This window comes from Allobosea sp. NPDC055594 (genome assembly GCF_053618995.1).
In genome coordinates this window covers 67,495-87,793 of record NZ_JBSHIO010000011.1, presented here as the reverse complement: position 1 = coordinate 87,793, position 20,299 = coordinate 67,495, and the positions used below count along the sequence as shown (strand labels likewise).

Annotated in this window: 21 protein-coding genes; 10 read left to right on the top strand and 11 right to left on the bottom strand. The window is 67.3% G+C overall.

Translation table 11 applies throughout. From position 1 onward, the window contains the following. Window positions 1-69: 69 nt before the first annotated feature. A complete protein-coding gene (locus ACWGRX_RS20480) occupies window positions 70-1,302 on the bottom strand; it encodes an argininosuccinate synthase (RefSeq protein WP_452119029.1) in 1,233 nt (410 codons plus the stop codon). A gap of 264 nt (window positions 1,303-1,566) precedes the next feature. Here ACWGRX_RS20480 and ACWGRX_RS20475 point away from each other — a divergent pair, with 264 nt between their 5' ends. After that, window positions 1,567-2,175 (top strand): 2-hydroxychromene-2-carboxylate isomerase, encoded by a 609-nt coding sequence (locus ACWGRX_RS20475; RefSeq protein WP_291646285.1) that lies wholly within the window; start codon window positions 1,567-1,569, stop codon window positions 2,173-2,175. A 14-nt stretch (window positions 2,176-2,189) separates the two neighbouring features. Here the strand turns inward: ACWGRX_RS20475 and ACWGRX_RS20470 are convergent, their stop codons facing one another. The 4 genes from ACWGRX_RS20470 to ACWGRX_RS20455 all read right to left on the bottom strand — a co-directional run bounded on the left by ACWGRX_RS20470 (window position 2,190) and on the right by ACWGRX_RS20455 (window position 5,761). Beyond that, window positions 2,190-3,263, bottom strand: coding sequence for a M48 family metallopeptidase (locus ACWGRX_RS20470; RefSeq protein ID WP_452119028.1), 1,074 nt, complete (start codon window positions 3,261-3,263; stop codon window positions 2,190-2,192). Window positions 3,264-3,291: 28 nt separating this feature from the next. Then, window positions 3,292-3,849 carry a LemA family protein gene (locus ACWGRX_RS20465; RefSeq protein ID WP_291633503.1) on the bottom strand — a complete coding sequence of 186 codons (558 nt, stop codon included), beginning with the start codon at window positions 3,847-3,849 and terminating at the stop codon, window positions 3,292-3,294. Between the two features lie 265 nt (window positions 3,850-4,114). Further along, the gene (locus tag ACWGRX_RS20460) at window positions 4,115-5,122 is read right to left on the bottom strand and encodes an LLM class flavin-dependent oxidoreductase (RefSeq protein ID WP_452119027.1); all 1,008 of its coding nucleotides are present in this window, start codon (window positions 5,120-5,122) and stop codon (window positions 4,115-4,117) included. 126 nt (window positions 5,123-5,248) lie between these two features. Continuing rightward, complete coding sequence (locus ACWGRX_RS20455) at window positions 5,249-5,761, bottom strand: c-type cytochrome (protein ID WP_452119026.1); 513 nt, start codon at window positions 5,759-5,761, stop codon at window positions 5,249-5,251. A gap of 524 nt (window positions 5,762-6,285) precedes the next feature. Here ACWGRX_RS20455 and rpsA point away from each other — a divergent pair. The 6 genes from rpsA to lhpI all read left to right on the top strand — a co-directional run bounded on the left by rpsA (window position 6,286) and on the right by lhpI (window position 12,157). After that, window positions 6,286-7,992: a 30S ribosomal protein S1 gene (gene rpsA / locus ACWGRX_RS20450; protein WP_291646289.1), complete on the top strand. Its 1,707-nt coding sequence runs from the start codon at window positions 6,286-6,288 to the stop codon at window positions 7,990-7,992. 190 nt (window positions 7,993-8,182) lie between these two features. Continuing rightward, a complete protein-coding gene (locus tag ACWGRX_RS20445) occupies window positions 8,183-9,472 on the top strand; it encodes an Hsp70 family protein (protein ID WP_452119025.1) in 1,290 nt (429 codons plus the stop codon). Between the two features lie 91 nt (window positions 9,473-9,563). Then, window positions 9,564-10,532: a signal peptide peptidase SppA gene (gene sppA, locus ACWGRX_RS20440; RefSeq protein ID WP_452119024.1), complete on the top strand. Its 969-nt coding sequence runs from the start codon at window positions 9,564-9,566 to the stop codon at window positions 10,530-10,532. A gap of 28 nt (window positions 10,533-10,560) precedes the next feature. Further along, a complete protein-coding gene (gene ihfB / locus ACWGRX_RS20435; protein ID WP_291633516.1) occupies window positions 10,561-10,845 on the top strand; it encodes an integration host factor subunit beta in 285 nt (94 codons plus the stop codon). Window positions 10,846-10,868: 23 nt separating this feature from the next. Continuing rightward, a complete protein-coding gene (locus ACWGRX_RS20430) occupies window positions 10,869-11,204 on the top strand; it encodes a LapA family protein (protein ID WP_291633518.1) in 336 nt (111 codons plus the stop codon). An 8-nt stretch (window positions 11,205-11,212) separates the two neighbouring features. Next, a complete protein-coding gene (gene lhpI / locus ACWGRX_RS20425; RefSeq protein ID WP_452119023.1) occupies window positions 11,213-12,157 on the top strand; it encodes a bifunctional Delta(1)-pyrroline-2-carboxylate/Delta(1)-piperideine-2-carboxylate reductase in 945 nt (314 codons plus the stop codon). Between the two features lie 174 nt (window positions 12,158-12,331). On the opposite strand, the gene ACWGRX_RS20420 is transcribed toward lhpI, so the two are convergent. Continuing rightward, window positions 12,332-12,502 carry a DUF3309 family protein gene (locus ACWGRX_RS20420; RefSeq protein ID WP_291646294.1) on the bottom strand — a complete coding sequence of 57 codons (171 nt, stop codon included), beginning with the start codon at window positions 12,500-12,502 and terminating at the stop codon, window positions 12,332-12,334. Between the two features lie 189 nt (window positions 12,503-12,691). On the opposite strand from ACWGRX_RS20420, the gene mepA reads away from it, so the two are divergent. Continuing rightward, on the top strand, window positions 12,692-13,636 hold the full coding sequence (gene mepA, locus ACWGRX_RS20415) for a penicillin-insensitive murein endopeptidase (RefSeq protein ID WP_452119022.1): 945 nt from the start codon (window positions 12,692-12,694) through the stop codon (window positions 13,634-13,636). Between the two features lie 94 nt (window positions 13,637-13,730). Here the strand turns inward: mepA and ACWGRX_RS20410 are convergent, their stop codons facing one another. Continuing rightward, window positions 13,731-14,876, bottom strand: a complete 1,146-nt coding sequence (locus tag ACWGRX_RS20410; protein ID WP_452119021.1) for an extensin-like domain-containing protein — start codon at window positions 14,874-14,876, stop codon at window positions 13,731-13,733. A gap of 313 nt (window positions 14,877-15,189) precedes the next feature. On the opposite strand from ACWGRX_RS20410, the gene ACWGRX_RS20405 reads away from it, so the two are divergent. Together ACWGRX_RS20405 and ACWGRX_RS20400 are read left to right on the top strand one after the other, a co-directional pair. After that, window positions 15,190-15,894 (top strand): glutathione S-transferase N-terminal domain-containing protein, encoded by a 705-nt coding sequence (locus tag ACWGRX_RS20405; RefSeq protein ID WP_452119020.1) that lies wholly within the window; start codon window positions 15,190-15,192, stop codon window positions 15,892-15,894. A gap of 124 nt (window positions 15,895-16,018) precedes the next feature. Further along, complete coding sequence (locus ACWGRX_RS20400; RefSeq protein WP_452119019.1) at window positions 16,019-16,495, top strand: hypothetical protein; 477 nt, start codon at window positions 16,019-16,021, stop codon at window positions 16,493-16,495. Between the two features lie 32 nt (window positions 16,496-16,527). On the opposite strand, the gene ACWGRX_RS20395 is transcribed toward ACWGRX_RS20400, so the two are convergent. Genes ACWGRX_RS20395 through ACWGRX_RS20380 form a run of 4 tightly spaced genes read right to left on the bottom strand, consistent with a single transcriptional unit; the run spans window position 16,528 to window position 20,293 of the window. After that, window positions 16,528-17,490: a M14 family metallopeptidase gene (locus tag ACWGRX_RS20395; RefSeq protein ID WP_452119018.1), complete on the bottom strand. Its 963-nt coding sequence runs from the start codon at window positions 17,488-17,490 to the stop codon at window positions 16,528-16,530. Between the two features lie 31 nt (window positions 17,491-17,521). Then, window positions 17,522-18,502, bottom strand: a complete 981-nt coding sequence (locus ACWGRX_RS20390) for an ABC transporter ATP-binding protein (protein ID WP_452119017.1) — start codon at window positions 18,500-18,502, stop codon at window positions 17,522-17,524. Next, a complete protein-coding gene (locus ACWGRX_RS20385; protein WP_452119016.1) occupies window positions 18,495-19,475 on the bottom strand; it encodes an ABC transporter ATP-binding protein in 981 nt (326 codons plus the stop codon). Before ACWGRX_RS20385 ends, ACWGRX_RS20390 begins: the two co-directional genes overlap by 8 nt. Continuing rightward, window positions 19,472-20,293 (bottom strand): ABC transporter permease, encoded by an 822-nt coding sequence (locus tag ACWGRX_RS20380; protein WP_291633538.1) that lies wholly within the window; start codon window positions 20,291-20,293, stop codon window positions 19,472-19,474. Before ACWGRX_RS20380 ends, ACWGRX_RS20385 begins: the two co-directional genes overlap by 4 nt. Window positions 20,294-20,299 lie beyond the last annotated feature (6 nt).

Sequence of the window (20,299 nt, the reverse complement as noted above, 5' to 3'; positions counted from 1 at the left end):
AGGCGCTCCGCACCACCTCCTCCGACCCGGGAGAAGGTTAGCCGTTGCGGCTCAGCCGCCTTGAACCTCTCACAGCCCCAGCTTCTTCTTGCGCTGGCCGAGCGTGCGCAGGCGCAGCGCGTTCAGCTTGATGAAGCCCGCCGCGTCGCGGTGGTCATAGGCGACGGCGCCTTCCTCGAAGGTGACGAGGTCCTGGTCGTAGAGCGAATACGGGCTCGAGCGGCCGATGACGTGGACGCCGCCCTTGTAGAGCTTGAGCCGCACCTGGCCGGTGACGAATTCCTGGCTCTTGTCGATCAGCGCCTGCAGCATCTCGCGCTCCGGCGAGAACCAGAAGCCGTTATAGATCAGCTCGGCATATTGCGGCATGATCTGGTCCTTGAGATGGGCGGCGCCGCGGTCGAGCGTGATCGACTCGATGGCGCGGTGCGCCGAGAGCAGGATCGTGCCGCCGGGCGTCTCGTACATGCCGCGGCTCTTCATGCCGACGAAGCGGTTCTCGACCAGGTCGAGCCGGCCGATGCCATTGTCGCGACCGAGCTCGTTGAGCTTGGCCAGCAGCGTCGCCGGCGAGAGCTTCTGGCCGTCGATTGCGACCGCGTCGCCCTGCTCGAAATCGATGGTGATCACGGTCGGCTTGTCGGGCGCGTCCTCCGGCGAAATCGTACGCGAATAGACATAGTCCGGCACTTCGACGGCCGGGTCCTCCAGCACCTTGCCCTCCGAGGAGGCGTGCAGCAGGTTGGCGTCGACCGAGAACGGCGCCTCGCCGCGCTTGTCCTTGGCGATCGGAATCTGGTGTTGCTCGGCGAAGGCGATCAGCTGCTCGCGCGAGCGCAGATCCCATTCGCGCCAGGGCGCGATGACATGAACGTCCGGCTTCAGCGCATAGGCGGTCAGCTCGAAGCGGACCTGGTCGTTGCCCTTGCCGGTAGCGCCGTGCGAGACGGCATCGGCGCCGACCTTCTCGGCGATCTCGATCAGCTTCTTGCCGATCAGCGGCCGGGCGATCGAGGTGCCGAGCAGATAGACGCCTTCATAGGCGGCATTGGCGCGGAACATCGGGAAGACGTAGTCGCGCACGAATTCCTCGCGCAGGTCCTCGATGAAGATGTTTTCGGGCTTGATGCCGAGCAGCAGCGCCTTGTCGCGCGCCGGTCCGAGCTCCTCGCCCTGGCCGAGATCGGCGGTGAAGGTCACGACCTCGCAATTATAGGTGGTCTGCAGCCATTTCAGGATGATCGAGGTGTCGAGGCCGCCGGAATAGGCGAGTACGACCTTGTTCACGCGCTTTTCGGCCATCGGCTGATCTTCCTGCTGAGGCTGCATGAGACACGCTCATGCCTGAGAGACGGATGCGGCCGCGGCGGCCGCATTTCGGACGTAAGGGCGCACTATCGCAGGGCTACGGGCGACGCAATCGGAACCTTCTGATCGATGTGGCGTCTTCCGGTGATGGATCGGCTCCGGCCGGTCCGGGCCGGGGGACCGGCATGATGATCGACGGGCGTGCCGCCCGCGCCGTGGTGGATGTGGCGGACCGGCTTCGGACCGCCGGGGGGGCTGATGACGAAACGTCCTGTTCTGGATTTCTGGTTCGAGTTCGCCTCGACCTATTCCTGTCTGACTGCCCTCAGGATCGAGGCCGCTGCCGAGGCCGCCGGGGTCGATCTGCGCTGGCGCCCCTTCCTGCTCGCGCCGATCTTCGCGGCGCAGGGCTGGAACAGCTCACCCTTCAACCTCTACCCCAGCAAGGGCCGCTATATGTGGCGCGATGTGGCGCGCCGCGCCGGCCGAGCTGGGCTCAGCATCGTCAAGCCGGAGGCTTTTCCGCAGAACTCGCTGGTCGCTGCGAGACTGGCACTTGCCGGCCGCGATGCCGGTTGGCTGCCGGGCTTCACCAGGGCGTTGTTCCGGGCCGAGTTCTGCGAGGGTCGCAACATCGCCGAGGAGGCGGTCTTGACCGCCGCGCTGCGCGCTGCCGGAGCCGATCCCTCGCTCGCCTTCCCGCTGGCACGCAGCGAGGAGGTCAAGGGCCGGCTGAAGGCCGAGACCGAGCTGGCGAAATCGCTGGGCATTTTCGGCGCGCCGACCTTCGTCACTGAAGATGGTGAATTGTTCTGGGGCGACGACCGGCTCGAGGAAGCGCTGACCTGGGCGAAGGACGGCCGCTGAGCCGAGGCGGGGCTTCAGCCCGGCGGCTTGCGGCTCCACGGCCCGTGAGCGGCCGAGGTCTCGGCGATTTCCGGCAGAGGCTGGCGCTCGGCGACTTTGGGCGGGCCGAGCGGCGCCTCGAGCGGCATGCGACCGCCGGCCGTCTGCACCAGCGCCTGCACCCGCTTGGTCACCGAAGGATGGGTCGAGAACAAATCGGCGAAATCATCGGGGTCGTTCTCGAAGCACATGTCCATCACCCCCGACGGCACGCCCTCGATATCGGCGCGGCCGGAGATCTTGAGCAGGGCCGAGATCATCGCGTCCGGATTCTTGGTGAGCTCGACCGCGCCGGCATCGGCGAGATATTCGCGCGCCCGGGACAGCGATAGCCGGACCACGATCGCCAGGAACCAGGAGATCGCGATCACGGCGATGCCGATCAGGATCGCGATGCCGCCGCCCTTCTTGTCGTCGGAGGACGAGGAGGAATAGCGGATGCTGCGCCGGGTGAGGCCGCGGAACATCACCTCGCCTACGAAGGAGATCACGCCGGCGATGACGATCGCGATCACCATCAGCCGGACGTCGCCATTGCGGATATGGGTGAGCTCATGGGCGATCACCGCTTCGAGCTCGGCATCGTTGAGCTGCTCGATCAGCCCGGTGGTCAGCGTCACCGTGAACTGCTTGTCGTTGACGCCGCTGGCGAAGGCGTTGAGCGCGTCGCTCTGGATGATCGCGAGCTTCGGCGTCACCATGCCGCGCGAGATGCAGAGGTTCTCAAGCATCCGGTAGAGCTTGGGATTCTCCTCACGGCTGATCCCACTGGCGCCGGACACCGCGCCGATCAGCGCGACATTGATCCGGAAGCCGATGAAGATCCAGGCGGCCGTGGCGAGCGTGATCACCGGCAGCCAGGACAGGAAGGTTCGTCCCGCTTCGCTGAAGGCGCTGTGGCCGCGCGGCACGCCGCCATAGCCGTAGGCGACCAGCAGCAGGCCCCAGACGGTCAGGTAGACCAGCAGGAACAGCCCGACGAGCAGGAAATTCGACCTGATCCGGTTGTTGCGCTGGTGGGTGTAGAGCCCGAAAGCTTCCCCCGGCATCACAGCGGCTCCGCGCTCGCGCGCCTCGTCAGAACTTCACGCTCGGGGCGACTTCGATCTGTGCCCTGGTCTGCTCGCCGACATCGAAGAACTCGCGCGGGGTGAAGCCCATCTGCGGCGCGAAGAACACCGCCGGGAAGGCCTGGATCGCGGTGTTGAACTCGCTGACGGCATTGTTGAAGAAGCGCCGCGCCGCGGCCAGCTTGTCCTCGACATTGCCGAGATCCTGCTGGAGCTGCTGGAAGTTCGCGCTCGCCTTCAGGTCGGGATAGGCCTCGCCGAGCGCGAGCAGCCGGCCGACGGCGCCGGTGAGCTGCTGTTCGGCCACGGCCTGGTCATGCGGGCCGGCCGCGGCCTGGGCCTGGTTACGGGCCTTGATGACGGCGTCGAAGGTTTCCTTCTCGTGGCTGGCATAGCCCTTCACGGTCTCGACCAGATTGGGAATCAGGTCATGCCGCTGCTTCAGCTGCACGTCGATGTCGGCGAAGGCCTGGTTGACGCGCTGCCGCATCGCCACGAGCCCGTTATAGGTCATGATCAGATAGATCACGACGACGACGATCAGTCCCAGGACGGCCCAACCCATGGCGTTCTCCTCCGGCGCCGGCGAAACTGGCGCAACCTCGCATGAAGGCCGATGCAGGGGAAGCAGCCGGCCGAATTCACCGGCAGCGCATTGTCGGTGTCTGGCGAGGTTTCGCCCACCGCGTGGTCGGCCGGTAGCCAGGGCGCGCCTGTCCTGCCGAGGCTATAGCATCGGACCGAAAAGTGGAATCCATTTTTCGGAAAAAATAGATGCTATAACAATAAGATAGATCGCTATGACTGCGCCCGAACGGACGCGCGGCGATCTAGGTCTGGGCCATCGCGGGGCCGAGCGCGGGCTGGATTTCTGCGAGCATCTCATAGGAGCGCTTGCGGGCCGCGTGATCGAAGATCGCCGAGGCGACGATCAGCTCGTCCGCCCTGGTCTTCTCGACGAAGGCCTGCAGCTGCGCCTGAACGGTCGTGCGCGAGCCGACGAAGGAGCAGGCGAGCATGCGCTGGGCCTGCGCCTTCTCCGGGCCGGACCAGTAGCTCTCGATATCGTCGATCGGCTTCGCCAGCAGGCCGCGCTTGCCGCGCAGCATGTCGGCGAAGCGCTGCTGCACGGAGGTGAACAGGTATCGCGCCTCGGCATCGGTCTCGGCGACGACGACATTGCAGCCGACCATGGCATGGGGCTTGTCGATCTGGGCCGAGGGCTGGAAACGCTCGCGATAGACGGAAAGCGCGTCCATCAGCGCATCCGGCGAGAAATGCGAGGCGAAGGCATAGGGCAGGCCGAGCATCGCCGCGAGCTGCGAGCCGAACAGGCTCGAGCCGAGGATCCAGAGCGGCACATTGCTGTCGGTACCGGGGACCGCCTGGATCACCTGGTCGGGCTGGAGCGGGCCGAGCAGAGCCTGCAGCTCGAGCACGTCCTGGGGGAAGCGCTCGGCTGAATCGGCCTCGCGCCGCAGCGCCCGCCAGGTACGCTGGTCGGTACCCGGCGCGCGGCCGAGGCCGAGATCGATGCGGCCGGGATAGAGCGCCTCAAGCGTGCCGAACTGCTCGGCGATCACCAGCGGCGAATGGTTGGGGAGCATGATGCCGCCGGCGCCGACGCGGATTGTCGAAGTACCCTCGGCGACATAGCCGATCGCGACCGAGGTCGCGGCGCTGGCGATGCCGGTCATGTTGTGGTGCTCGGCCAGCCAGAAGCGGGTGTAGCCGAGTTTTTCGGCATGACGGGCGAGATCGCGACTATTGTGCAGCGCGTCGGCGGCCGTCGCGCCTTCGGTGATGAAGGCGAGGTCGAGGATGGAGAGGGGAAGCATGCGGCCGATCCCTTGAGCGCGCCGGGCCAGCCGGCATTCGCTCTGCAGATTGGCTCCGCGGCGCGCCCGTGCAAGGGCGCCGGCACGCATGAGCGACCGGCTCCCGGCGAGGGGCGGTGCTGCGCCCTATTGCGGCGAGACGACTGCGAGATAGGGCGCGCTCGGCTTCTCGCTCGGGCCGGCGAGCGCGGGAACCGCGTTCTTCACCGGCTTCAGGCTCTTGAAATAGGTCGCGAGCGCGAGCGCGTCGGCATCGTTCAGCTTGCGGTAGCTTTCATAGGGCATGGCCGGCGACAGCATCCGCCCGTCGGGCCTGACGCCGGTACGCACGGCCTTGATGATGTCGAGCTCACTCCATTTGCCGAGACCGGTCTCCGGATCGGGCGTCAGATTGGGTGGGTAGAAGGTGCCGAGGCCGGGAATCTGGAAGCCGACCTCGGAGCCGGCGAAGCTGCGCGCCTTGTCCGGCTTGCCGAGGAAGACGCCGGGCGTATGGCAGCCGCCGCAATCCATGATTCCGGCGAGGTATTCGCCGCGCTGGACCCTTTCTTTCGGCGGGGCGCTGTCGGCACTGGCGCTGGTCGCTGCTGCGAACAGGGCGGCGGCGAGGAAGGCGAGACGGGGGAGGGGGCTATGCATCGACGATGACTCCTGGTCTGGCGCACGCAAGGGGCGCGGCCGATCACGACGGATGGCGAGCTCAGAGCAGTATTCGCGACGACGGGCGGCAGTGACGGGCGGCTGGCGAGCCGCGCGTCAAGGCCGGTTTATTGACATGCGGATGACCTAGCGGCAAGCAGGCGGCCTGATCCGAACGGGGTACCTCGGGTCGGCAAGGGGGATTCGCCGCCGCGATGCGGTTTTTCCGGGCTGAAAGGCCCTGTCGGCTCTTGTCCCGAGACCAGGGATCGACTAAATCCGGCTCGTCCGAAGGGCCGTGATCGATCACAGCCGGGGGCGGTCGAACCGGCCAGCTCCCGTTTTGCGTTTGGCGCGGCCTCTTGGATGCGGATCGGCCCCTGCGGCCAGGCGCCGCCGTCCTTGAAAAGGTCGGCAAGCTCCGTGAGCGGAGCACCGCGCGGTTCGATCCGGATCGCAACACCAACCCAATCGGCGCCCAGCCGGACATCCGCGGGATACGCGGCCGGCGTTCAGGAGCACTTATGTCAGCTGTCGAAAGCTATCACGCGGGCCGCGAGGATTTCGCCGCTCTGCTCGAGGAATCGTTCACCCGGAACGAGGCCCTCGAAGGTACCGTCATCAAGGGCAAGGTCGTTGCCATTGAGAAGGACATGGCGATCATCGACGTCGGTCTGAAGACCGAAGGTCGCGTCGCCCTGAAGGAATTCACCGGCCCTGGTCGCGACCAGGAGCTGAAGGTCGGCGACGAAGTTGAGGTCTATCTCGACCGGATCGAGAACGCGCTCGGCGAAGCCGTCATCTCGCGCGACAAGGCCCGCCGTGAAGAGAGCTGGGTCAAGCTCGAGAAGGCGTTCGAGGCCCGTGAGAAGGTCATGGGCAACATCTTCAACACGGTCAAGGGTGGCTACACCGTCGATCTCGACGGCGCCGTCGCCTTCCTGCCGCGTTCGCAGGTCGACATCCGCCCGATCCGCGACGTCGGCCCGCTGATGGGTCAGCCGCAGCCCTTCGAGATCCTCAAGATGGATCGTCGCCGCGGCAACATCGTCGTCTCGCGCCGCACCGTCCTCGAAGAGACCCGCGCCGAGGCTCGCTCCGAGCTCGTCGCCTCGCTCGAAGAGGGCCAGGTCATCGACGGCGTCGTCAAGAACATCACCGAATACGGTGCGTTCGTCGATCTCGGCGGCATTGACGGCCTGCTCCATGTCACCGACATGGCCTGGCGCCGCGTCAACCATCCGTCTGAGGTCGTGACCATCGGCCAGTCGGTCAAGGTCAAGATCATCAAGATCAACCAGGAGACGCACCGCATCTCGCTCGGCATCAAGCAACTGCTGGCCGATCCGTGGGATGGCATCGCCGCCCGTTACCCGGTCGGTGCGCGCCTCAAGGGCCGCGTCACCAACATCACGGACTACGGCGCGTTCGTCGAAGTGGAGCCGGGCATCGAAGGCCTCATCCACGTCTCCGAGATGTCCTGGACCAAGAAGAACGTCCACCCCGGCAAGATCGTCTCGACCTCCCAGGAAGTCGACGTCGCGATCCTCGAGGTCGACCAGGTCAAGCGCCGCATCTCGCTCGGCCTCAAGCAGACCCTCCGCAATCCGTGGGAGGTCTTCGCCGAGCAGCATCCGTCCGGTTCGGTGGTCGAGGGCGAGGTCAAGAACAAGACCGAGTTCGGCCTGTTCCTGGGCCTGGAAGGCGACATCGACGGCATGATCCATCTGTCGGACCTGGACTGGAACCGTCCGGGCGAGCAGGTGATCGAGGAGTACAAGAAGGGCGACATGCTCCAGGCTGTCGTTCTCGATGTCGACGTCGAGAAGGAGCGTATCTCGCTCGGCCTGAAGCAGCTCGGCGGCGATCCCTTCGTGGATGCCGGTGAGTTCAAGAAGGGCCAGGTCGTGACCTGCGAGGTCATCGACGTCAAGGAAGGCGGTCTCGACGTCAAGATCGCCGGCACGGACATGACCACCTTCATCAAGCGCGCCGAAATCGCGCGTGATCGTGCCGAGCAGCGCCCTGAGCGCTTCGCCGCCGGCGAGAAGGTCGACGCCCGCGTCATCCTCTTCGACAAGAAGGCCCGCAAGATCCAGGTCTCGATCAAGGCCCTGGAAATGGCCGAGGAGAAGGAGGCGATGGCCCAGTACGGCTCCGCCGATTCCGGTGCCTCGCTCGGCGACATCCTCGGCGCGGCCCTCAAGAAGGCCAACACCGAGAAGAAGTGATCCTCGGGCCGCGTTTCGCGGCCTGACCAGACCACCGGCCCGCGCGGAGAGATCCGCGCGGGCTTTTGTTTCGGCCGAGCCCACGGCCCGAATCTCCGCCGCCATCCCGGCGCTCCGCAAACGCGGCTGGTCCGTGATGACGCCGAGGGTTCGAGACAGGGCTGGCAGTCAGCTTGATAAGGAAGCGACCATGGACCACGCGGCGATCGGCATCGACTTCGGCACCACCAACAGCGTGGTCGCCCTCGCGCGCGCCGATGGCAGCGTCTCGACCCGCAGCTTCGCGACGAAGCAGGGCGCGGTCGACGCCTATCGCTCGGCGCTGATGTTCTGGCGCGAGGGGCGGCCGCCCAACACCCATGTCGCCCATGTCAGCGGTCCCGACGCGCTCGACATGGCGCTTGGCATGACGACTGAGCACCGCTTCCTGCAGTCGCTGAAGACCCATCTCTCCAGCCGCGCCTTCCAGGAGACCCGGCTCTTCGGCAAGCTCTTCAAGCTCGAGGACCTGATCGCGGTCTTCCTGAGCGATCTCTCGGCCGGGCTCGACGGACTCGCCGAGCGCCCGCTGATCTCCGGCCGCCCTGTGGTCTTCGCCGGCGAGCGCCCGGACGAGGAGCTGGCGCTCGGCCGGCTTTCGGCCGCCTATGCCAAGGCCGGCATGCCGCGCGTCGACTTCGCCTTCGAGCCCCTCGGCGCCGCCTATTGGTATGCGCGCGAGCTGAAGCAGGCGCAGACCATGCTGGTCGCCGATTTCGGCGGCGGCACCAGCGATTTCTCGGTGATGCGCTTCGAGCCCGGCGGAACGGGGCGCCTCGAGGCCATCCCGCTCTCGCATTCCGGTGTCGGCGTCGCCGGCGACACCTTCGACTATCGCATCATCGAGCATGCGGTGTCGCCACGCCTCGGCAAGGGCACGGATTATCTGTCTTTCGGCAAGCGCCTGCCGATTCCGGCGCACTATCACGCCGCCTTCGCGCAATGGCACCGGCTCTCGCTGATGAAGAGCCGCGAGACCATGGCCGAGCTCAAGGCCCTGATCCGCGACGCGGTCGAGCCGGGCCGGCTTGAGGATCTGATGACGGTGATCGAATACGATCTCGGCTACGAGCTCTACCGCGCCGTCTCCGCCACCAAGATCGCCCTGTCGAGCCAGGACGAAACGCGGCTGAGCTTCAGCCAGATGGGTGTCGAGATCGATCGCAGCGTGACGCGTGCCGCCTTCGAGGGCTGGATCGCCGAGGATGTCGCGGCGATCGAGCAGGCACTCGACGAGGCGCTGGCCAAGGCCGGCATCGAGGCCGGAAGCATCGAGGCGGTGTTCATGACCGGTGGCACCTCGCATGTCCCCGCGGTCAGGGCGCTGTTCGACCGGCGCTTCGGGGCGCAGCGCATCCATATCGGCGATGCCTTCCGCTCGGTGGCGAGCGGGCTCGCCCTGTATGCGCTCGACCGGCACCGGGCCGAGATCGCCGCCTGAACCGATCCTTGCCGGCCATGCGGCATTTGCCGCCTTGCCCGCCTGCCATGGCGCGGCTACACCACTGGCCTTGCCTACCGGAGCCGCCGACATGTCGACTGACGCCGATCTGCTCGCCGACCGCCGCAGCCTGAGACGCAAGCTGTCGCTCTGGCGCCTGCTGGCGCTGGCGGGGGGCGTCGTCATGCTCGTCGGCGCCGCGCTCGCCTGGAGCGGGCGCCTGCCCGGCAGCACCGCTCAGGCCCATATCGCCCGCGTCACCATTTCCGGCTTCATCTCCGGCGACAGGCGCACCCTCGACCTGCTCAAATCGCTGGAGGACAGCCGCGCCAGCGCGGTGATGCTGCGGATCGACAGCCCCGGTGGCACCACGACCGGCTCGGAAGCGGTGCATGAGGCGGTGCGCAAGCTCGCCGCCAAGAAGCCGGTGGTCGCCGTGGTCGACGGGCTCGCCGCGTCCGGCGGCTACATCGTCGCGCTCGGCAGCGACCGCATCGTCGCCCGCCAGACCTCGCTCGTCGGCTCGATCGGCGTGCTCTTCCAGTTCCCCAACCTCGCCAAGCTGATGGACACGATCGGCGTCAAGGTCGAGGAGGTGAAATCGAGCCCGCTCAAGGCAGCGCCCAATGCCTTTGAACCGGCTTCGCCGGAGGCGATCGCCGCACTCCGCCGCGTGGTCGAGGACAATTACGACTGGTTCAAGCGGCTGGTGCGCGACCGCCGCCATCTGAACGATCCCGAGCTCGCCGCGGTCTCCGATGGCCGGGTCCATTCTGGCCGCCAGGCGGTCGGGCTCAAGCTGATCGACGAGATCGGCGGTGAAAGCGAGGCCATCGCCTGGCTCGAGCGCGAGAAGGGCGTCGGCAAGTCCTTGCCGGTGCGCGATTGGCGCCGCCGCAGCGAGAGCTCCTCCTTCGGAATCTGGAGCGCGGGCGAGGCTCTGGCGCGCGCGGCGGGGCTGGAGAGCCTGGCCGTGCTGATCGCCCGGGCCGCGGAGCAGCCCACCGGCCTGCGGCTTGACGCGCCCTTGGCGCTCTGGCAGCCTGCCGGCGAAAAATGACGATCTTACAAGCGGTTATATTGGCGCCATGATAAAATCTGAACTCGTCCAGCGCATTGCCGAGCGCAACACCCATTTGTATCAGCGCGACATTGAGAATATCGTCGGCTCGATCCTCGACGAGATCGTCAAAGCGCTGGCGCGCGGTGACCGGGTCGAGTTGCGCGGCTTCGGCGCCTTCTCGACCAAGCAGCGCGAGGCCAGGGTCGGCCGCAACCCGCGCACCGGCGATTCCGTCGAGGTCGACCAGAAGCTCGTTCCGGTCTTCAAGACCGGCAAGGAGCTGCGCCTGCGGCTGAACGGCAAGGCCTGAGCGGCACGAGCGGAGGTTACCGAATGAAGGCTTTCTTCAAGGCGCTCGTGCTCGTCCCGGTGGCGCTGCTGATCGTCCTGTTCTCGGTCGCGAACCGCGCGCCGGTTCGCGTCTCCTTCGATCCGATCAGCCGGGACCTGCCGGTTCTGGCCTTCGACGTGCCGCTCTTTGCCGTGATCCTGGCGGCCATAGCCCTCGGCGTGCTGATCGGCGGCTGCGCCTCCTGGCTGACGCAGGGCAAGCACCGCAAGGCGGCCCGCGTCAACCGGCGCGAGGCCGAGAAGTTGCGCGGCGAGGCGCAATCATTGCGCGCCGCCGTTCCCGATTCCGCGCTGCCTGCGCTGACCAGCCGAGTCTGATTCTTCCTATGCGATTCTTTTCCGCCGCCGAGATCGACGGCCTGCTCACCTTTCCTGCGCTCGTCGATGCCCTGGGCGCCGCCTTTCGCGGCGATATCGTCACCCCCGTCCGGCATCATCATGAAGTCGCGCGCCCGGACGCGACCGGTACGCTCCTGCTGATGCCGGCCTGGACCGGGCCCGAGATCTCCCCGGCCTATCTCGGCACCAAGGTCGCGACGGTCTATCCCGGCAATGCCAGCAAGGGCCTGCCCAGCGTGATGGGCACCTATCTCCTGATGGACGGCGCCACCGGCAAGCCGCTGGCGGCGCTCGACGGCACGCGCCTGACCTTGTGGCGCACCGCCGCCGCCTCGGCGCTCGCCTCGCGCATGCTGGAGCGACCGGACAGCAAGCGCATGCTGATGGTCGGGGCCGGTGCGCTGTCGCCCTTCCTGGTCAAGGCGCATCGCAGCGTCCGCAGTTTCGAGGACGTCGCGATCTGGGCCCGCCGGCCGGAAGCCGCGGCCGAGATCGTCGCCGAGCTGGCTGCGGATGGCATCGCGGCGCGCGTCGCCGAGGATCTCGAGGCCGAGGCGCGCCAGGCCGATCTGATCTCCTGCGCCACGCTGTCGCGCGAGCCGATCATTCAGGGGCGTTGGCTGAAGCGCACCGCTCATCTCGATCTGGTCGGCGCCTTCAACATGGCGATGCGCGAGGCCGATGACGAGGCGCTGCAGCGCGCCCATGTCTTCATCGATACCGAGGCGGCCCTGCATGAAGGCGGCGATGTCGCCGTCGCGATCAAGGCCGGCGCCTATCGGGCCGAGCAGGTCGCCGGCACGCTGACCGGGCTCTGCAGCGACGAATACGAGACCGCTGCCGAGCGCGACGACGTCACCCTGTTCAAGTCGGTGGGGACGGCGCTCGAAGATCTGGCCGCAGCCATCCTGGTCTGGCAGCTCGCCAACTGAACGCCTGTCCGGCTTGCCGGGCTAGCGGCGGAAGGCGGGCTACGCCTTCCGTGAGCGTCGGGCGCCGACGCCTATAGCATCGGACCGAAAAATGGACTCCGCTTTTCGGAAAACTCCGACGCGATAACACTGAGATAGATTCCCGTGACCGCGTCCGAACGGGCGCGCGGTGATCTAGACGCGCACCGGTGCACCGCCGAGCGCGCCGAGCAGCCAGAGCACGAGGACGATCGCCAGCACCAGGCCGAGGACGCCGCCGAGGCCGGCGCCGCCATAGCTGCGATGGCCGTAATACCCGCCGCCGAGCAGGACGATCAGCAAAACGATGATCAGGACGGTGGACATGATGCGCCTCCTTCGGATCAGCGCGGCACCGTCGCCATTCGACGGGAGCGCAGTCGAAGAACGTCAGGCGCGCGGAGGAGGTTCCGTCTCCGGTGCGAGGGCGGGGCACCGGGACCTTGACGCCTCGGCAGCGCCTGGCTGCAAGCGGCGCGCTTGACCTTTCCTCGCGGAGCTTGCGAGTCTGCGCCGATGTCACGCTCCTCTCGTATCGCCCTGCTGATTCTGCTGCCGCTCGCCTTGCTGGCGGGAGCGGCGCGTGCTCAGTCCACCGCTGAGGACGAGGCCAGGCGCCGCGCCGCTAACATCGCCGCTTTCCCCGATGCCGCCCGCGCCCATTTTGGCCAGAAGACCACCCCGGCTGCGGCGATGAAGGCTCGCGCCATCGGTTCCTATGCGCGTGGCTGCCTCGCGGGAGGGAAGGCGCTGGCCCCTGATGGCGAGAGCTGGCAGGTGATGCGCCGGGCCCGCAACCGCAATTGGGGCCACCCGGAGCTGATCGACTATCTTGAAAGCTTCGCGCGCGAGGTGCCGAAGCTCACCGGCTGGGCCGGGCTGCTGGTCGGCGACATCTCGCAGGCCCGCGGCGGGCCGATGCTGACCGGCCATGCCTCGCATCAGATCGGCCTCGATGCCGATATCTGGCTGACGCCGATGCCGAGGAAGCGTCTCGATGCCGACGACCGCGAGAACATGCCGGCAGTCAACATGGCCCGGGCCGACTGGCGCGACGTCGATCCGAAGAACTGGACGCCGGCGCATACGAGGCTGATCAAGGCGGCCGCCAGCGAGCCGCGGGTCGAGCGCATTTTCGTCAATCCGGCGCTGAAGGTCGCGCTCTGCCGCGAGGCCGGCTCGGACCGGAGCTGGCTCAACAAGGTCAGGCCGATCTGGGGGCACAATTACCACTTCCACATCAGGATGAGTTGCCCGCCGGGCGTCGAGGGTTGCGCCGGCCAGGAGCCGCCGAATTTCGGTGATGGTTGCGGCGAGGAGCTCGCCGGCTGGATCGAGCGTCAGCACAAGGCGATATTCAACCCGCCCAAGCCGAAGCCCGGCCCGAAGCCGAAGCCCAAGCCGCCCATGTCGCTCGATGCGCTGCCGCAGGAGTGCCGGCAGGTGCTGGTCTCGCGCTGAACTTCGTGGAAGAGCGTCGGGTTCTGCTGCCCGTGAACGGATGCTCCATAGCGCCAGAAGGGCCTGGCGCTACGGCTGAGCCCAGGCCTGCCCTTTAGCGCCGGATCGAGCCGGTCTGCTGTCCCGGCCGGTAGGCGAACGGGTCGTTTCGCGGGGTGATCCCCGTCTCGCCTTCGCCCTGCTGCATCTCGTCGAGCACGCCGTTGCCCTCTTCGTCGCCGAGGATCACCTCCTCGGTCGGCGGCATCGAACCCGGCAGCATCAGCGGTCCGCCCATCTGACTCGGAGTCGGCGGCGGCTGGTAGGGTGAGCGCGGTTGCTGCGGCCGCTCCTCGATATAGCGCCGTTGCGCCTCGAGCCCGCCCTGGCCCTGGCCATGGGCGACGGAATAGCCGCCATTGACGGATCCGGGCGGACGCAGGCCCGTGCTCGGCTGGCGCAGCAGCCCACCCGAGCTGCTCGCCACCATTGGCGGGGGCAGCGCATGGCGCGAGGAAGGCTGCTGCTGTTGCAGTGCCATGCGGTCCGGCCGCGCCGGGTCGGGCGGCGGCAGGTCGTAATTCGGCGTGTACTTGATGACCGGCTTGCAGATCTGCCGGCCCTTGGAGTGGCGCGCCAGGTCGATGTGGAAATGGTCGTAGTGGAAGGCGTCGGCGCCGGGGCCGAGCACGGTCGAATACATCTGGCAGGCGCCGACGAAGACCTCGCGCAGGAAGGCCTGCTCCTCGGGCGCGCCGCGCCAGCCATCCTTGACGGTGATGTTGCGGCCGTCGTTCAGCCGGAAGGAGAACACGTCGACGGCGTTGCCGAAGGCGTGTTCGGAGGTGCGCCTTGTGCCGGTGCCGTTGTTCATCGCCCGGCAGGAATAGGAGCCGGCCCGCAGCTCGATCACCTGCGCGCCGAGCACGTTCATCGCCGCCGGCTGCACCACCTCCGCCAGCCATTTGTCGGTGGTGGCGACGATCGGGCAGGCCAGCGTCGCATTGCTGGTCAGGCCGATGCCGCCATTGCTGAAGGCCGCGACCTTGATCGGCTTTTCCATGCCGCAGGTGCCGGGGCCGTCGATCGCCTTCTCGCGCAGGCTGACATAGGAGGAGAACTGGACCTGGCGCGAGGCTAGGCACTGGGCTTCGGCCTGGTCACGCCAGGCGGCACGCTGGGGCTTCTGGAACTTGCCGCAGCCGGCAAGTCCGACACCGATGACGCCAAGCGTGAGAAGGGCGAGATGAACGCGACGCATGACCATTCAAATGCGAGGCGTTGGATGAACGGTTTATTGACCGGCTGCGGCCGGGAAGTCACGGCCGGATTAAGTTTGGCGCTGGCGTTAAGCGCCGGTTAACGCGTCGCTCTCGGCGTTTACTACGCCCTGGAGCGTCGCCGAGGCGCGGCGTTCTCGTTCATGCCGGCAGGCGCTGGCATTTCTGCACGGTGATGGCGGTTGCGCTGCTCTCGCGGCCGAACCAAGCTGACGGCGGGGCCGCGGCTCGTCTCCGCGGTATCCTGCCCGCGCGGCCGCCATGCCCGCCATCTGCCTTCCGAGGAATTCCCCGATGTCCGATCTCTCCGCCTTCCCGATCGTGCAGCGCTGGCCGGCGCAGCATCCCGACCGCCTGCAGCTCTACTCCCTGCCGACGCCGAACGGCGTCAAGGTCTCGATCATGCTCGAGGAAATCGGCCTGCCCTACGAGCCACACACCATCGACATCGGCAAGAACGAGACCTGGACGCCGGAATTCCTTTCCCTCAACCCCAATGGCAAGATCCCGGCGATCCTCGATCCCGACGGTCCCGGCGGCAAGCCGCTGGCTCTGTTCGAATCCGGCGCGATCCTGGTCTATCTCGCCGAGAAGACCGGCAAGCTGCTGCCCAAGGATCCAGCGCAGCGCTATGAAACCCTGCAATGGGTGTTCTTCCAGATGGCGGCGATCGGCCCGATTTTCGGCCAGCTCGGCTTCTTCCATAAGTTCGCCGGGCGCGAATATGAGGATAAGCGCCCGCGCGACCGCTACGCGAACGAGAGCAAGCGCCTGCTCGGCGTGCTCGAGACCAGACTCGCCGGCCGCGATTGGCTGATGGGCAGCGAATACAGCATCGCCGATGTCGCGACCCTCGGCTGGGTCCGCAATCTCGTCGGCTTCTACGGCGCCGGCGAGCTCGTCGAATACGACAAGCTCGAGCGTGTTCCGGCCTGGCTCGAGCGAGGCCTGGCGCGGCCGGCCGTCCAGCGCGGTCTGGAGATCCCGAAGCGGCCATGAAACGGCGCTCTCGCGGATCAGCCACCTGCGACATTCGTCCTGCGGACAACCGCTCGCCGCTCCTTGTCTTCGGTCCGGCGAGCGGCAAGATGAGCCGGTCTTCCTCTCCCAGTTTGAGTCTTCCATGCCCGTGCGATTCGTCGTCCTGTCGCTCGCCGCGATGCTGCTGGCGGGTGGCGGGGCCATGGCCCAGACTGCCACGGTCCCGGCCGAGGTGGCCGCGGTCCGCGAAGCGCTTCTGGAGCAATGCGGCGGAAAGGCCCGCTTCAAGCCGCATTTCCAGAGCGAGGCCGATCTGAACGGCGATGGCCGGCCCGACTATCTGCTCGATTACGGTGCGGTCGTCTGCGTCGAGGGCAGCAAGGTCAACCGCTTCTGCGGCTCAGGCGGCTGCACGCTCGACATCTTCATGTCGGGCGCCGATGGCTATCGCCAGGTCTATGGCGACAATGTCCGCTCCTGGTCCATCGCGCGCGCCGGCGGCAAGCCCGTCCTCGTGCTGAACCTGCACGGCAGCTTCTGCGACCGCGCCGGCTACCAGCCCTGTCATAAGCGCCTGAGCTGGGACGGCGACGATTTCGCCGAGCTCCCGCCCCGCTGAACAGCGGCCTGTTCTGTGGGTAGGAGCCGGCGTCAGGCGGCCGGGGCGCGGCTGCCGGGAATGCCGAAATGGCAGATCGCCTCGCCGAGCTTCGGCGCCTTGTTCGGGAAGATCACGAAGCCGTCGCGTGGCGCGGTGACAGGCGTGCCGTCGGCGCGGCGGGCGATGATCGCGCCGGCCGGCACGGCATCGCCGGTCCGCCACGGCCCTTCGGCCGCGTCCCCTTGCGTCTCGCAGAGCAGGACGTCGACCATTTCGATCACGTCCTTGAGGGCGAGGGCCGGCATGGCGGCGTCGATCAACTGCAACTGCGCCAGCGTGTTGCGGATCGCGGCATAGCCGATCTCACCAGCCTCGGGATCGTCATGCGAGCCGCATTCGAGCGTCACCGCATAGCCGCCACAGAAGCGCATGAACTCGGTGGTGCCATAGCCCTCGGTCACCGCGAGGCGGGGCACGTCGAGGCGGGCGCGGATCGCGAGCAGCCTGGCATAGTTGTCGAGCCAGCCATGGATGCCGATGGCGACGCCGAGGCAGCCGGCGAGCGCCGCCTCCTCCTCGGCGCGCGCGAAGGGTTCGAGCTCGCCGCGATTGTTCTGCGGCCCGAAGAAGACAAAGGGCTCGCCCTCGCCGCGGAAGGAGTGGATGTCGAGCAGCGCATCGTGCTGGCGCAGCAGCGCGCAGAGCGGGTTGCCGATCCGGTCCTCGTAATCGTTGGCGAGGGGCTTCTCGCGCAGGTCGCGGTTGAGGTTGCGGTCGCCCTCGCGTGTCTTCTGCCGAAAGGCCTTGGGATTGGCGACCGGCACGAAGGTGACCTCGCCGCGCAGGATCTTGAGCCGCCCGGCGCGGCAATCGTCGACGGCGCGCAGGATCGCGGTGGGGCCGCAGGGCTCGTTGCCGTGAACGGCTCCGAGCACGATCAGCTTCGGGCCGGGTTTCAGCCCGGTGAAGCGCACGCTTTCGAGCGGCCCGTCGTCGAGGTCGATGGCAGTCAAGGTCGGTCTCTCGTTCTAAGCGGTTGGCCCATCACGCCAACTCCGCGGCGCGCAGGCAGCGTACCTCGTGCTCGGGCGCGACCTCGCCGAGCGCCGGCGTCGGCGGCTTGCGGCAGATGTCGCGGACCTCCGGGCAGCGCGGGTGGAAGCGGCAGCCCGATGGCGGCTCCAGCGGGTTCGGCAGTTCGCCGGAGATCTTGACGCCCGGCCGCTCGCCGAACGGGTCAGGGATCGCCGCGATCAAAGCGCGCGTATAGGGATGGCGCGGGGCGGTGAAGATCGAATGCCAATCGCCGGTCTCGACGATACGGCCGAGATACATCACCGCGACCCGGTCGCTCATATGCTCGACCACGCCGAGATCATGGCTGATCATGATGTAGGAGAGCTCCATCGTCTCCTTCAATTCGAGCAGCAGATTGATGATCTGCGCCCGGATCGAGACGTCGAGCGCCGAGACCGGCTCGTCGAGCACCACGATCTTCGGCTTCAGGATCAGCGCCCGGGCGATGCCGATGCGCTGGCGCTGGCCGCCGGAGAATTCATGCGGATAGCGCGCCGCCTGCTCGGGCCGCAGGCCGACATGGCGCAGCATCTCCTCGATCCGGCCGTCGACCTCGGACTTGTCCGTGATCCCGTGCAGCCGCAGCGGGTCTTCCAGCGTCCGGCGCACGGTCTGGCGCGGATTGAGCGAGGAGTAGGGGTCTTGGAAGACCATCTGCACGATGCGAGCGCGCGCCTTGCGGTCGACACCGGGCGCGGCGATGTCGACCCCGTCGAGCAGGACGCGGCCGCGCGTCGGCTCCTGCAGGCCGAGGATCGAGAGCGCGAGCGTCGACTTCCCGCAGCCGGATTCGCCGACCAGCCCGAGGCATTCGCCCTTCCTGAGGTGGAGATCGACACCGTCGACCGCATGGACGGTCCGCCGCTTGCCGCCGAGCAGCCCGCCGCCGAGCGGGAAATGCACGGCGAGGTCCTCGACCCTGAGGATCATCTGGTCGGTCTCAGGCATGGTGGTGGCACCTCACCCTGCCGCCGCGCGGCAGCGCGGTCTCTTCGGGGTCCTCTGCGATGCAGATCTCGGTCCGCGCCTGGCAGCGCGGATTGAAGCGGCAGCCCTCGGGGAAGGCGGTGACCGCCGGCACGACGCCGGAAATCTCCTTCAGCCGGCTGCGGCCATGGCTCGCCCTGGCACCGAGCAAAGGCAGCGAGGCGACGAGCCCGCCGGTATAGGGATGGCTCGGGGCGCGGAAGACCTCCTGCGCCGCCCGCTCCTCGACCAGGCGCCCGGCATACATCACGCCGACTCGGGCGCACATATTGGCGATCAGGCCGAGATCATGGCTGATCATCAACACGGCCGTGCCCTGCGCTGCCGAGAGGTCGCGGATCAGTTCCAGGATCTCGGCCTGCACGGTGACGTCGAGCGCCGTCGTCGGCTCGTCGGCGAGCAGGAGGTCAGGCCGGCAGGCGAGGGCGATCGCGATCATCACGCGCTGGCGCATGCCGCCGGAGAGCTGGTGCGGGTAGTCCTTCACCCGCCGGTCGGGGGCGGGCACGCGGACATCGGCGAGGGCCTCGACAGCCTTGCGCTCGGCCTCGTGCCAGGTCGCGCCTTTGTGCAGTACGAACATCTCGGCGATCTGGCGGCCGACCGGCGAGAGCGGATTGAGTGCCGTCATCGGTTCCTGGAAGATCATCGAGATCGCATTGCCGCGCAGCTTGCGCATCTCGCTGCCCGGCAGGTTCTGGATCTCGCGGCCCTTGAACAGGATGCGTCCGCCGCCGAATGCCAGCGGTCGGCGCAGCAGGCCGATCAGGGCGAGCGCCGTAATGCTCTTGCCGCAGCCGGATTCGCCGACCAGGCCGAAGGTCTCGCCGCGGCCGATGCTGAAGCTGACATCCTTGACCGCACCGAAGCGGCGGCTGCCGACGACGAGATCGAGCCGGAGGTTCTCGACCTGGAGGAGTGCCTCGCCGCTCATGCCGTGCGCGCCCGCGACTGGGGATCGAGGATGTCGCGCAGGCCATCGCCGAGCAGGTTGAGGCCGAGCACGGTCATGAAGATGGCGAGCCCCGGGAAGATCGAGATCCAGGGCGCCGTGGTGATCTGGTCGCGGGCGTCCGAGAGCATCGAGCCCCAGCTCGGGAAGGGCGGGCGGATGCCGAGGCCGAGGAAGGAGAGCGAGGCCTCGGCCAGCACGGCGCCACCCATTCCGAGCGTGCCGATGACGATGATCGGCCCGAGGATGTTCGGCAGGATCTGGGTCAGCATGATCCGGATGTCGCCATAGCCCAGCACCTTGGCGGCCTGGACATAGCCCTGGCTCTTGAGCGAGAGCGCCGAGGCCCGCGACAGCCGGCAGGTATAGGACCAGTTGGTCAGGCCGAGCGCGATCAGAAGGCTGGTCAGCCCCGGCGTCAGGATCGCCATGATCGCCAGCGCGAAGATCAGCGAGGGGATGGCGAGCATCAGATTGGTCAGGCCGTTGACGAAATCATCCCACCAGCCGCCCCAATAGGCGGCGGAGAGGCCAAGGCAGACGCCGATCACCGTGTTGATCAGTTGCGAGACGATGCCGACGGTCAGCGAGATGCGCGCGCCATAGAGCACGCGGCTGTAGATGTCGCGCCCCTGCGCATCGGTTCCGAACCAGAACTCGCTGCCGGGCGCGACCTCGGCATTCATCAGATTGGCGTCCATCACCGGGTCGGTATGGGCGAGGAAAGGAGCGAGGGCGCCGGCGACGACCACGGTCGCGAACAGCGCTCCCCCGATCACGAGATTGGCTCTGAGCTTCATCGCAGG